Below are 13,923 nucleotides of genomic sequence, written 5' to 3' on the forward strand. Positions count from 1 at the left end.
CGCTTCAGCTTCTTTTAAAATAGCGACGATTTGATGTTCAGTCATTTTTTTCATAATTAAATCCCCTTTACTTTTATCATAGAGAATTTTCTACTTTTTTGCTGTACTATTTTAGGGGATAGTTACATTTCCAGTTTATATCTTTTCAATTTTACTGACGCTAGTTGCATTAAAGTTGCTTCATTGCCATCTGGGAAAACCTAATTTTGGTGATATTGTAAGAATTTTAATGGTTGGGGAGTTACATTAAATGATTTTTCATATATGCGTACTTCACCGAATGGGATTGTTGATGAGGTACACATGAGCCTTTTTTAGTATGTCATTGGCCATTTTCAATTTTTTAATTTCTTTTTCTAACGCTATAATCCGCTGTAGCTCAGCCGTTAACTCTCGACGGCTAGTTTTATTCGGGCAAGTTGCCTAATCCACTTATCTAGGGTTGATTTATCCACACCTAGGTGGTTGGCAAGTTCGCTGATAGAAAGGTGAACATGAGACAACGCATAATAGACTGATTGTTGTTTGAATTCGAAGCTAAATTTTTTGACCATGATATTTGATTTTTGTTTATATCATAGAGGCGATGTTTGTCCACTTTTTTGGTGAGGATCAGGAAAAGATTTTTTTATAATAAAATTATGCCCTAAATTATTGGAACAGTTTAGATGATTCCAATTATCTGAAGTTGTCGCTTTATCAATCCAAAAACCATTTTTCCAAATGATTATAATGCTCTTTTCAAATGGGCTACCTAAGTACCATTGTCCTTCTTCAATATTATTGCAGTATATTTTTCCGTCAATGGAAAAGTTTACGATGCGATCATTCCAACAGTATTCACCCCCGATAAAATTATAATTGTTGCAGGAGTCTTTTGAAGGCTCTTGTAAGCAAAAATGTAGCATTTGTTTAATTTTCAACTCGGTATTTAAAGTAGATTCATGCAATATATTACTGTTTCTTAAATCTATAGTTGAGTAACCCCACCAAACATTATGTAACTTTCGTAATTCATTACGTTGAAACTTTTCAATCGAGGTTACTCTTTTATAATTTTTTCTAATTAATACCATTCTCCAAAAATCAACAGATAAAAAATCCATAAATCCGATTTGCCAGAAAGCGTTTTTTTTGTATTTATCATTTCTATATAAAACATCACATATAGGTTGAAAAAGAATAGTAGATTCTTTTTCAAAAAATATTGCTTCTTGCAATGCGCCGGAAGAAATACCAATAAAAGAATATTCTTGTTGTTCACAAAATAGATTGTATAAAGGGATAGAGCTAATTAATACATTTTTGTTTATAGTTTTTAGAAAGGATACGTCGTTTATGATATGGAGTTCATTTGATGAAGGATGAGGAATGTAAACTATATCTTTTTCATTTGCTATCGAACGAATTTGTTGTTCGAAATCTTGTAGTGTTAGATATTTGTTATTATAAATGATACTTGCATCGCTAGGTGTTTGACCTATAACAAAAACTGTATTTTTATATCGTAAAGAAGATATTTTATAGTTTTCATTGTGTCTATATGATGCTGCGATTTTTGTTGCTTCTAGTTTTACTTCATCTTTAGATAAAGAGTTAGTGAATAATTTTTTATTAATAATTTTAAGAGAAGAGCGAATCGCTATGGCTAAATCAGGTAAAAATCTAATAGGAGATATTCTAAAGTCTATCCATGGGACTTTTTTTTGAGACAAGAACTTGATCAACGATGGCGTCATTTCGTAACCGATGATTAACATATCTTCTGAGATTAAAGGTTCAATAATTTCTATGTAATTTTGACTTAAATTTTCATAGTTATGAGTCCAAGATATTTGAGACAATAAATTTGTTAGGTTAGGATCTTTTTCTATATATTTTCTTAGGCTTAATCCGACTTTTATGCCACTAGATTGTTCAATAATAGTTCTGAGCATATCATAAAAAAATTCTTTTGCAGGCCAAAATTCAGTGCGAGCTATATCATCTAAAAATAAGACTTTTTTAAATAACATGATTATATATTATCCCTTATTTGTATTTTGTAGGTTACTCATTTAGTTTCATTTTAAAGTAATTTGTTAATTAATGATATAATAGTCAAAATATCTAAGAAATATGATATTATTAATTTGATAATTTGATTTTTGTTAAAAATAATTTTTTGTTTTAATAGATCCAAATTCGTAATAAAAATAGCTTTATCATCGTTGTTTGTTTGGTGGCTGCTCATCAACACTGAATTTGAACATTGCTTTATTAGTAAGAATTTCTGTACCATTCAGCGCTTACTAGGAATACCAAAAAATAACACAATAATATGATGTTAAACAATCTGATTGGCTTTTATACTGTACAATCATTATCTACATATTAAAATGGGAAGACTGCTTCCCGAATGAATTGAAAATTAATCGCTTTCATTTTTTCGGTAAAGATGATTGGCAGGAACCAGTGATTCATGCGAGATTTGCTATATTTTTTGGGTGTTGCCGGTGCTGATGTTCTAAGTATACGAGAAGACTTATGCTGATTAAATATTCTTCTATAATCTGTTAGATTAAATAACTTGCTAAAAAGAGTTTTTTAACAACAGTCTGAAATTATTTTTTTGTAAAAAAATGTAATTTTGATAGAATGGTTAAATTATAACTAATTTATTAATTACTATCGTATGATTCCAAATAATTTAACATGTATTCAAAATATTCTTATCCCAAATAAAAGTTTTGGTTCCAATCCAACCAAATATTTGAACTCATATTTAATTAGTTATTCTAGTGATGAACTAATAATTTTTTCTGGAGGAGTTGTATCTTTTGACTCTTATTATAATGCTTTATCAATGCCAGTATGGAAAGAACAGTGTGGTTTAAATAGCATTGAATTTTGCGCAAAAGGGAAAGGTAAAGCTGTTATTAAGTTGTTTATTGCAACTACCAATACTGATTATGAGTTAGCTAATCAAACGGTAGAGTTAACGGAATGTTTACAATCTATTTTAGAATATGATTTATCGAAGTTAGAACATAATGGTCTACTTTACGTTACCATTTCTCCTATTGAAGATAGAGTTGTTATTAAAGGTGGTGGATGGTATACGCGAGAACAACCAAAAAGAAACGTAGTACTTGGAATAACTATTACGCATTTTAATCGTAAAAACTATGTTTTGCCTGCAATTAAGAGAGTTAAAGAAAGGATATTAGATAACCCGGAATATGCAGATAAAATACTTTTTACTGTTGTTGATAATTCTAAGAATATTACTAAAGAAGAAGCGAATGGTGTAAATGTTATTGCTAATGAGAATACTGGTGGTTCTGGTGGCTTTATGCGAGGTTTGCTTCATTATGAATCTAATACCAATGCGACGCATGTTTTGTTTATGGATGACGATGCTTCTTGTGAAACAGAAAGTATAATAAGAACTTATTGGATTTTATCGTATGCCATAAAAAGTAATACTGCTATTTGTGGATCATTATTTATTGATGATAGGCCTGATTTTTTGATTGAAAAAGGCGCTTCTTTTGATACATATGGTCGCCCTAACAGTCATAATTATAATATGACTGTTAGGGCGAGCTTACTTGCCTCAGAGCTGGCTGAGCAACCTAAAATAACTTATGGCGCATGGTGGTTTTTTGCTTTTCCTATAGCCCATATCAAAAATTACACATTTCCTTTTTTTGTGAGAGGGGATGATATTTTTTTTAGTCTTTCTAATGAGTTTAATTGCATTGCACCAATAGGTATTGCTTGCTATGGAGAAAGTTTTTCAACAAAAACCTCACCACTGACTATTTATTTAGATACTAGAAATAATATTGTTAACTCTCTTTATTTACAACGTTCTGTTAGAAAGATAGTAAAAACTTATAAACGATTGTATTTATCCGCACTCTATTCACATAAATATGAAACTGTAGCAGCTATAAGATTAGCTTTTAGCCAAATCTGGGGAGATATAGATTTTTGGTTTAAAAATTATGATTTAAGTGATGTAAGGAAATCATTTAGTGAACTTATAAAAATAGAAAAATTCACGGATATTGATATAGGGTTATTAAAACCTGTTTATATTTATAAACCTAAGAAAAAGTTTATCAAAAAAATGTCATTTAATGGTTTATTATTTCCAATGAGAAATAAAGTGGCATATCAGGAGTTTGGCTTCTGTGCTAATTATGATCATATTTTTAGATTTAAAAATATCCTTTATTATAAGCCAAGTAATAAAACAGGTTTTATCGTGAAAGTTTCACGTGTTAAATTCTTTAAATTATTATTGTGTCTTTATATTGATATTTTTAGAATGAAATGGAATTATAAAGCTAATTTAGCGAAGTATAAAAATAACTTCGGAAAACTTACATCTAGAGATTTTTGGGTTAAAATATTGAAAATATAAATGTATTTTCTAATTAAATTCATTATTAAAAATACACCTGCCATTTAGAATGGCTGGTGTATTTTTAATTTAATACAATGTTTTAACAAAATCCAAAGCTTTTTCGATTACATGATGCATGTCATAATATTTATATTCAGCTAATCTACCACCAAAATAAATGTGTTTTTCTTTATCTGCAAGATCTTTATATTTCCTAAATAATGTGGCATTTTTATGATCATTGATTGGATAATATGCCTCATCGCCAATTTTCCAATCACAAGGGTATTCTTTAGTTATAATTGTATGATCTGTTTCTACATAGTCAAAGTGCTTGTGTTCAATGATACGCGTATAAGGGATCTCGTACTCAGTATAATTGACTACAGCATTTCCTTGATAATTTGCTTTGTTAATTGTTTCGTTTTCAAAACGTAAAGATCTATATTCTAAAGCACCATATTGATAATCATAAAATTTATCGATTGGACCGGTATAAATAATTTTATTTGCTAGTTCAAGATTATCTTGTTTGTTTTCAAAAAAATCAGTATTTAATTTTACATCAATACCTTTAAGCATTTTTTCAATAATTTGTGTATATCCACCTACTGGAATACCTTGATATTTATCATTGAAGTAGTTGTTATCAAAAGTAAATCGAACAGGCAACCTATTAATTATGAATGGAGGAAGTTCAGTTGCTTTTCTTCCCCATTGTTTTTCTGTATATCCTTTAATTAATATTTCATAAATATCTTTACCGATTAGCGATATTGCCTGCTCTTCAAGATTTTTTGGATTCTCAATATGATATAATTTCTTTTGTTCTTCAATTTTTTCTTGAGCTTCTTTTGGGGTCTTTACTCCCCATAATTGATAAAAAGTATTCATATTGAATGGAAGGTTGTACAGTTTATTTTTGTAACTTGCTATAGGTGAATTGGTAAAACGATTAAACTCTGCAAAGCTATTAATGTAATCCCATACGGTTTTATTATTAGTATGAAAAATATGAGCTCCGTACTTATGAACTTGAATTCCTTGGTTATTTTCAGTAAATATATTTCCTGCAAGATGCTCTCGTTTTTCAATTATAAGTATTTTAAACCCTTTTTTCTTTAACTCATAAGCACATATAGCTCCAAATAGGCCACTGCCAACAATCAAATAGTCATATTTCATAGTTTTCTCTTATTGATTTAATTAAATATATGAATAAAAAGCTATAATTATAGTATATTGTTGATATGAAAAAGCAACTAATAAATAGGTTTAATACGAATTATTTATTTGTATTTTTTGAATCAAGATGTTATATACAAGGATCAATCTTTAGTTGATACTTTACAGAGTAATTAAATGAAAAAAATGCCGTTGATATCAATCATTATACCTGTTTACAATTCTAGTCAATTCATATTAGCTACGTTGGCTTCTTTAGAAGCTCAATCTTATAATAATTATGAAATCATTCTAATAAATGATGGTTCTACTGATAATTCGCTTGATATTTTAGAAAATTATAGAAAAAAGCATAATAACGTGATTTTATATAATCAAAAAAATAGTGGAGTATCAGTTGCTAGGAATAAAGGTATTGAGCTCTCAAATGGTGAGTTTATAACATTTTTGGATAGTGATGATACTTATTCACCAAAATTTTTAGAAAAAATTTTATGTAGGCAAAAAGAAGAAAATGCTGATTTAGTTTATTGTGGGTATAATATAACTAGTGCTTCAGGTAAACTTAAGGCTGTTCCCTGTTTATTTAAGGAAGGAAGTATCTTAAATTTTTATTTGCAACGAAATGGATATTTTCATTTTTCAGGTATGTTAATCCGTAAAAATATTTTATTAGAAAAACAAATATATTTTGAGGTTGGCCGTAATATCTCCGAAGATCTGTTATTTACTGTTCAACTTCTTAATAACTGTAATTGCTATTGTGTAAAAGAAAATTTATTTAATTATATCCATCACTCCGGCTCTGTGATGTCCTCTGCATGGTCTGAAAATAAATGGCTTTCCGATATCGATGGGCGTAAACAAATTTTACTTTATTTGGTTAATAATTATAATAAAAATAACAAACAAGAAATACTCAAATTAGCTTCCGCTTGTATTTTTCAACGTGAAATATCCTACCTAATTGATTGTGTAAAAAAAATGAAATATAAAAACATTAAATATTATTTAAAATATAGTGATTTTAATGAAAAGGCACGGTTTTTTGAAAAGGATAAACTCAATAAAAAGGATTGGGAAAAATTTAAAATTATAAATAGAAATAATAAGGTAATTTGGTTTTTTTATACCCTATATTATCGAGTTTTTCGATTGAATGTAAAATTTTTTTGAATATTAATTTTATATAAGAAATATTTAAAAAAATAAAAAATACTACAAAAAAATTTTTTTTGATGTAATTTATGCTTTGCACAATATCTCATTTGTGTCGCTGTAATGGCTGATAACAGAGGTGTTGATTCCCATGGAGATGCTGATTTTGCCTCAAGAAAATATTGCGAGCATTTATAATCTCTAGCCCATTTGTGCCACGGTTTGGTTGGTCCAATGTAATGAATTAGTATTGTTTCATCTAAAATAGGCGAGTAGCCATTACCGCTTGATTTATATTTTAATTCGTAATTAATACTGACTTGTTTGTTATATTTTCTATCAAGGTACTTAACCTTTTCGAGTAATATAATATTCAATACATCTTGATCTAAATGTGTAAAGTTTTTTGATAGATTTGAATCGGAAAGCAATTCTAACGCTTTGCTATTTACACTAAATTCTTTCCATTTTTTTAGATCAATTAGTAAAAAACCTGCATTGAAGTAGCCTGATGATAATTTATGTTCGTTGAGTCGGGTTGCACATTTACTCCACCATATTGGATCTTTTTCTGTCACTACATAGGCAATATTATCATCAAACTTTAATGTAACTAATTCTTGCAATGAGCCTTTACAGATAATATCGGCATCCAGATAAAGAATTTTATCCATTTTTTCATAGAAATAATCAGCAACTATAAATCGAAAGTAGGTTGCAATTGTCCAATTTTTAGTAGTTGGTAAGTGTGATAAACTATTATCATCCACTAAATAAATTGTTATATTTGTATTATATTTATCGGTGAGTTGTTCTAATTTTAGTTCAATATCATCGTTAATGTAATTTGTAAATATATGGAAACTAAAATCCAAATTAGGATTAGCTAATAAAATAGAAGTAATAGAAACAGCGCAACCTAAAAAAAAATTTTTATCAATGCCATATGCAATATTTAATTGGTTAACGTCATGACTGAGTCCAAATCTTATTCTTTTTTTTATAATATTATTTGCATTGAAATACATTGCTTATTTCCTATTGCATCATCCTTTAATAAAATTATTCATTATTGAGTTCAGCTTTTATACAGTAAAGAATAAAACTTTGCTTTGACCTTGTTTGTATTATATAGATAAAACAAATTTTTTCTAGTTGAAAAAGAATTGTAATAAAATTTTAAGTTAATAGATTATGTATAGTATAATCCTCATTCTGATTAACTTTGTTACTTTGTTATGCCTAATAAATATAGCTCATTGAATACCATTAAGCAATTGTGGCCTTTTATTTATCCACATAAAAAAGCGTTAATTGTTGCAATTATCGCACTTTTGTTAAATGCTGCAACTGATGCAACTCTCATCTCACTAACAAAACCCCTACTAGATAATGGGTTAATGGATAAAAATTATGAGTTATTAATTCTTTTTTCAATTGGCATCATTGGGTTAATTGCGTTACGCGGGCTATCTAACTATTGTTCTACTTATTGTCTTTCTTGGTTATCAGGTAAAGTGGTCACTAAATTTAGACAGATGATTTTCAATCACTTAGTCAAAAGTCCTATCAGTTTTCTTGATAAAAACCCTGTTGGGGAACTTGTTACTGTAATTACTTATAATACTCAACTACTATCAAAAGCCTCATCGGATGCACTTATTATTTTAGTAAGAGAGATTGCTTATGCTATCGGCTTGTGTGTCGTTATGTTTTATGGTAATTGGAAGTTGGCTCTAGTGTTAATTATTGTTGTACCGTTAGTTATTTTTATAGCTCAATTTATTGCAAAGAAGTTTCGGAATACACTTGTTTCTATGCAACAAGGAATTGGTAATATTACAACTGCAGCAGATGAAATGTTGAAGGGGCATAAAGAAATTTTAATTTTTAATGCTCAAAAATATGAAAAAAATAATTTTTATTCAATCAATAAACTTTTTAGGAAAAGTATCTTAAAAATCGTACTTGTTTCGGGGTTATCAACGCCGATAATTCAATTAGTTGCTACATTGGCTTTAGGATTAATTTTATTTCTTGTTGCAAGCCAAGCATTGGAGATCACACCGGGTTCTTTTACTGTGGTTTTTTCTGCTATGGTTGCAGTAATGCGTCCTTTAAGAGAGTTAACCAGTGTTCATCTTGAATTACAAAAAGGTTCTGTAGCTTGTGAATCATTATTTGGGCTTTTAAATTTACCACTTGAAGAAGACAACGGAATAATTGAGTTGAATAGAGCAAAAGGTGAAATTGAGTTTTGTCAGGTCACTTATACTTATCCAACAAGAACAACACCATCTTTAAATAATATTAGCTTTAAAATTAAAAAAGGCGAAACAGTAGCTTTAGTGGGGCGTTCTGGTGCAGGAAAATCAACAATAGCAAGCCTGATACCTAGGTTTTATGATGTAGAAAAAGGAAAAATACTGTTAGATGGTATTGATATCAAAGATTATACGCTTGCCTCATTGCGGAAGCAAATTGGTTATGTTTCACAAAAAGTCCATTTATTTAATGGAACTATAGCGGATAACATAATTTATGGTGCTAAAGAACAGTACACTCGAGAAGATATTATTAATGCAGCTAAACAAGCTAATGCAATGGAGTTTATCGAAAAATTAGAAAATGGCTTGGATACAGAAATTGGTGACAATGGTGTCTTATTATCAGGTGGACAACGACAAAGAATTGCTATTGCAAGAGTACTTTTACGTGATAACCCTATTTTAATTCTTGATGAAGCTACCTCTGCGTTGGATAATGAATCTGAACGGTTTGTTCAACAAGCTATAGAGCATTTACAAAAAAATCGAACGTCTATTGTTATCGCGCATAGGTTGTCAACAATTGAAAAAGCTGATCGTATATTAGTTATTGATGATGGCTTGATAATTGAAGATGGCTCTCATAGCTCATTATTACTTCAAAATGGTATTTATGCCAAGATGTATCAAATGCAATTTAATTCTTAACCAAATAAATATTATGAAAAAAAATAATAATCAATCAATCAATCACGATATTGATCGAGACTCATCTACATGGAAGACCTTTTCTAAGTTATGGCCTTATATTGCTAAACACAAATTGATTCTGTTTTTTTCAGTCATATTGCTTGTTTTTAGTGCATTTGCTGATACTTCACTTATTGCGTTGTTACAGCCTTTACTTGATAAAGGTTTTGTTGAAAATGATCAGCATTTTTTGATGATGGCGCCTTTTTATATTTTCGGACTAGTATTACTCCGTGGTATCGCAAATTATGGATATTCTTTCTTTTTATCTTTGATTTCTACAAAAATCGTACTTAATATTCGTCAGCGCCTTTTTAGTCATTTTGTTGATGCTCCAGTAAGTTATTATGACCAAAATTCTACAGGAAGATTATTGTCTCGCATTACCTATGATACCGATCAAGTCGCTTCATCATCATCTGATGCTTTGATAACGATAGTGCGTGAATCAGCTTTTATTTGTGGGTTATTTTATACAATGTTCAGCAATAGCTGGCAGTTGTCTTTATCATTGATTATTATTACGCCAATTGTTATTGGGTTAATCTCTTTTATTTCTATAAAATTTAGAAGATTAGCCAAAAATATGCAAAATTCAATGGGTAATGTCACCATGTCTGTTGAACAAATGCTAAAAGGCCATCGAGAAATTATTCTTTTTGGCGCCCAAGATGAAGAGTCAAAAAACTTTGATAAAGTGAATAACAAATTTCGTCGCGATGGTATGAGATTAGTGTCTATTTCTGCATTATCAACGCCTATTGTTCAACTTATCATTTCGTTTGCTATTGCTTTTGTTTTGTTAATGGCGAGTAACCCTGATTTGAGTATTAGTCCCGGACAGTTTACGGTCGTTTTTTCTTCTTTAGTTGCATTAATGCAACCAATAAAAAGTTTAACTAGTGTTAATGCCGAGTTTCAGAAAGGGATGGCGGCTTGTCAAACTTTGTTTGCTATTTTTGAACAGCCAATAGAAAAAGATAATGGAAAAATCAATATTGAGAGAGTTAAAGGCAATATTGAATTTAAACATGTCAGTTTTACTTATGAAAATAGACAAGAGCCAGCATTAAAAGATATTAGCTTTATGGTAGAGCCATGTAAAACAGTAGCGTTAGTTGGGCGTTCGGGATCAGGAAAAACAACTATCGCGAGTTTGCTTACGCGTTTTTATGATATAAGTGAAGGTGAAATTTTAATTGATAATAATAATATTCAAGATTTAACTTTATATAGTTTGCGTAATCAAATTGGATTAGTTTCACAAAATGTACATTTGTTTAATGATACTGTTGCAAATAATATCGCTTACGGGAAAGTAGGTGAATATTCTCGAGATGAAATAGAAGAAGCCGCTAAAAAAGCGTATGCATATGATTTTATTATAGAGCTTGAAAATGGATTTGATACAATAGTGGGTGAAAGTGGTGTGTTATTATCTGGTGGTCAACGACAACGTATTGCAATAGCAAGAGCTTTATTACGAGATACGCCGATACTAATACTTGATGAGGCGACTTCAGCCTTAGATACTGAATCAGAACAAGCAATCCAAAAAGCTTTAGATGTTCTACAAACAGGACGGACATCAATAGTTATTGCTCATCGGTTATCAACAATTGAAAATGCGGATAAAATACTTGTCATTGATAGTGGCAAGATTATTGAGCAAGGTAATCATCAAGAATTGTTATCAATGAATGGATTATATGCAAAGTTATATCAAGGAAATTTTACAAATTAATATGATGAAGAGTTTTTAAAATTTAGATATAAATATATTTTGCATGATAGGATATTAAAAGACATATGATTAATAAAGTACTAGAATGTATTAAATACTTGAATAGGCAGAGAAATTTAAAGGTAAAACCGTTTAAATTGGCTATTAAATTAGCTTTGTTAAATCGAAAAAAAAAAGTAAGGTCTGCATTTTTTCCAGAAAAGTATCGTTCTGTAGCAATTCTTATGAATGATCAAGGAATTGGCGATGCAATAGTTACTTCCTATTTAATTAATACTCTTCGAGAAAATGGCTTTCAGGTTTATGTCGTAGTAGAAAAAAGGATAGCCTTTCTTTTTGATAAATTTATTTCTGTAGATGGGGTTTTATTCTACGATAGGAATAAAAACATAAAACAGATAAAAGAACAATTACAGAGTATAAGAATTGATGTCGCAATTGATCTGGTTGATAAAGGCCAAAATAGTGTAAGGCGCGCTCAAATAATTCAAGCTATCAATCCATTACATACAATTGGTTTTAATCAAGATAAATATAAATTGTATGATACATCAATTTATTATCACGAATACAAATCTCATATTTCAAAGCGAAGTCAGAAAATACTTGAGTTTATGGGTATTCAGTCCACGCCTATAAGATACTTTGTTCATATTCCAACAGAAGCTGAGCTTTCGGCTAAAGATTTTATAAGTTCGTTGCTTTCTTCGAATAAAAATATCATTATTTTTAATCCTTATGGTTCAAATGAGGCTAGAAGTTTTTCTAATTCTCAAATTGATACAACTTTATCCTTTTTATCACAATATGATAATTGTATAACAATTGTCGTGGGCGAACCTAATAAAATATCTCATATTAAAGCTAAAAAAAATATTATTATCAATCCATTATCTTCTTTTTTTGAAAGTGTTGCTTTAGTGAAGTTTTCAAATTTGGTGATTTCTGTTGACACTTCAATTGTGCATATTGCTTCCATTTATAATAAAAAAATGCTTTGTGTTTATAATAATCGGATTATTGATAATAAGTTTATTAATAATTATGTGTGGGGACCTAATTATTCCAATGCAATACAAATATTTACTAATGATAATTTAGGTACCGGACTTGGTGATCCGATAGCCAATCTTGATATTGGTATTGTGCTCGAACAATTAAAATTAGAAATAGAAAAATTATAAAAGTTGATCAAAAGAATAGGAATAATTTTGATGGATTTAAAGCAAAAATTGCGACAGTTAAATTGGAAACGTAATTTTATTACTAAAAAAATTAAATATATTTTATATATGAAATTTTTGTTTATTTTTACTCTTTTTTTAAAAAAGAAAAAAACTTTATTTAATGCCAATACGATAAAGAAAGTACTTGTTATTAGAAATGATTGTATTGGTGATATGATAGTTACAACGCCATTTATCCGGTATTTGGCTGATAATGGATATGAAGTTTATATCTCTTCTCGAAAAAGTAGCTTAGAAATTTTAGATAACAACCCATATATAACTGGGCGTTTTTTGTATAATGATAAAAATTTTGGTGAGTTAGTTAACTCGCTAAAAACTGTCAGAAAACATAAATTTGACTTGGCAATTGATGCAAGATTTCACAGACGGTTAGATTTAAAACATTTGTTTTTTTGTTGTTTTGTTAAAAGTACACATTTGCTTAGTTACAATAAAAGCAATATAAAATCATTCAATATTTCTTTACCTTATTATCAGCCGGCAGATCATGTTACAAATCAACTTAAATATTATTTAACATACCTTAGTATCAAATACGGTTCTTTTAATTACGAAATTTTTATTGATTCTGTTAAAGAAAAAAATGTAGACATATTTATTACTAATAATATTAAACCTCAGAATAAATTTGTGGTAATAAATCCTTATGGTAGTTCAAACTATCGTTGTTTATCTGAGCTCCAGATTAAAATGTTGTGTGATCTGTTAAAAAATTGTCATCAGAAATATAAAATAATATTAATTGGTCAAGGTGAAAAATTTGATAAATTATTTATACCAGACTGTATTAAATTTCAATCTCCTGCAATTTCTGATGTCATTCCCTTAATAAAAAAAGCAGATTTGGTTATTAGTGTTGATACATCAATAGTACATATTGCTTCAGCTTTCTCAACTAAATGTATTTCAATTTATATGGAACCACCACCTCCTGAATCAAATAGTTTGAAATCTGTTTATAGTCGAGAATTGAGTAATTATAAATATTTACAACAAGATTTATTTTTAGATAAAAAGTATATAAAAAAATACAGTCCGAATCTTAATTTGCAAGTAAATAGTCATATTTGGTCACCCAACGATATAAATGGAAAACAAATTGTTTTTTATGTTAATAGTGTGGAAAAGATTGACCCAGATACTTTAATAGAGTCAATTGGTAAATATATTTAA

At 29.0% G+C, this 13,923-nt stretch carries 10 protein-coding genes; 6 read left to right on the plus strand and 4 right to left on the minus strand.

What is annotated here, in order from left to right; genetic code table 11:
- Nucleotides 1-386: 386 nt before the first annotated feature.
- Entirely contained in the window at nucleotides 387-554 is a 168-nt protein-coding gene (locus ACYIAM_RS05565) for a transposase (protein WP_483747558.1), read from the minus strand.
- Nucleotides 555-575: 21 nt separating this feature from the next.
- Entirely contained in the window at nucleotides 576-2,015 is a 1,440-nt protein-coding gene (locus ACYIAM_RS05570) for a hypothetical protein (protein WP_483747559.1), read from the minus strand.
- A gap of 659 nt (nucleotides 2,016-2,674) precedes the next feature.
- On the opposite strand from ACYIAM_RS05570, the gene ACYIAM_RS05575 reads away from it, so the two are divergent.
- Nucleotides 2,675-4,414, plus strand: a complete 1,740-nt coding sequence (locus ACYIAM_RS05575; RefSeq protein WP_483747560.1) for a glycosyltransferase — start codon at nucleotides 2,675-2,677, stop codon at nucleotides 4,412-4,414.
- Nucleotides 4,415-4,483: 69 nt separating this feature from the next.
- Here ACYIAM_RS05575 and glf read toward each other — a convergent pair whose 3' ends face one another.
- Nucleotides 4,484-5,581 carry a UDP-galactopyranose mutase gene (glf, locus tag ACYIAM_RS05580; protein WP_483747561.1) on the minus strand — a complete coding sequence of 366 codons (1,098 nt, stop codon included), beginning with the start codon at nucleotides 5,579-5,581 and terminating at the stop codon, nucleotides 4,484-4,486.
- A 177-nt stretch (nucleotides 5,582-5,758) separates the two neighbouring features.
- On the opposite strand from glf, the gene ACYIAM_RS05585 reads away from it, so the two are divergent.
- Complete coding sequence (locus ACYIAM_RS05585) at nucleotides 5,759-6,757, plus strand: glycosyltransferase family 2 protein (protein WP_483747562.1); 999 nt, start codon at nucleotides 5,759-5,761, stop codon at nucleotides 6,755-6,757.
- Here the strand turns inward: ACYIAM_RS05585 and ACYIAM_RS05590 are convergent.
- Nucleotides 6,721-7,767: a glycosyltransferase gene (locus tag ACYIAM_RS05590; protein WP_483747563.1), complete on the minus strand. Its 1,047-nt coding sequence runs from the start codon at nucleotides 7,765-7,767 to the stop codon at nucleotides 6,721-6,723. The two genes, ACYIAM_RS05585 and ACYIAM_RS05590, sit on opposite strands and share 37 nt — an antisense overlap.
- 210 nt (nucleotides 7,768-7,977) lie before the next feature.
- On the opposite strand from ACYIAM_RS05590, the gene msbA (ACYIAM_RS05595) reads away from it, so the two are divergent.
- The 4 genes from msbA (ACYIAM_RS05595) to ACYIAM_RS05610 all read left to right on the plus strand — a co-directional run bounded on the left by msbA (ACYIAM_RS05595) (nucleotide 7,978) and on the right by ACYIAM_RS05610 (nucleotide 13,923).
- Nucleotides 7,978-9,714: a lipid A export permease/ATP-binding protein MsbA gene (msbA, locus tag ACYIAM_RS05595; protein ID WP_483747564.1), complete on the plus strand. Its 1,737-nt coding sequence runs from the start codon at nucleotides 7,978-7,980 to the stop codon at nucleotides 9,712-9,714.
- A gap of 13 nt (nucleotides 9,715-9,727) precedes the next feature.
- Nucleotides 9,728-11,500 (plus strand): lipid A ABC transporter ATP-binding protein/permease MsbA, encoded by a 1,773-nt coding sequence (gene msbA / locus ACYIAM_RS05600; RefSeq protein WP_483559072.1) that lies wholly within the window; start codon nucleotides 9,728-9,730, stop codon nucleotides 11,498-11,500.
- A 65-nt stretch (nucleotides 11,501-11,565) separates the two neighbouring features.
- Complete coding sequence (locus ACYIAM_RS05605) at nucleotides 11,566-12,684, plus strand: glycosyltransferase family 9 protein (protein WP_483747565.1); 1,119 nt, start codon at nucleotides 11,566-11,568, stop codon at nucleotides 12,682-12,684.
- 30 nt (nucleotides 12,685-12,714) lie between these two features.
- Nucleotides 12,715-13,923 carry a glycosyltransferase family 9 protein gene (locus tag ACYIAM_RS05610; RefSeq protein ID WP_483747566.1) on the plus strand — a complete coding sequence of 403 codons (1,209 nt, stop codon included), beginning with the start codon at nucleotides 12,715-12,717 and terminating at the stop codon, nucleotides 13,921-13,923.

The organism is Gilliamella sp. X-60 (genome assembly GCF_057063585.1).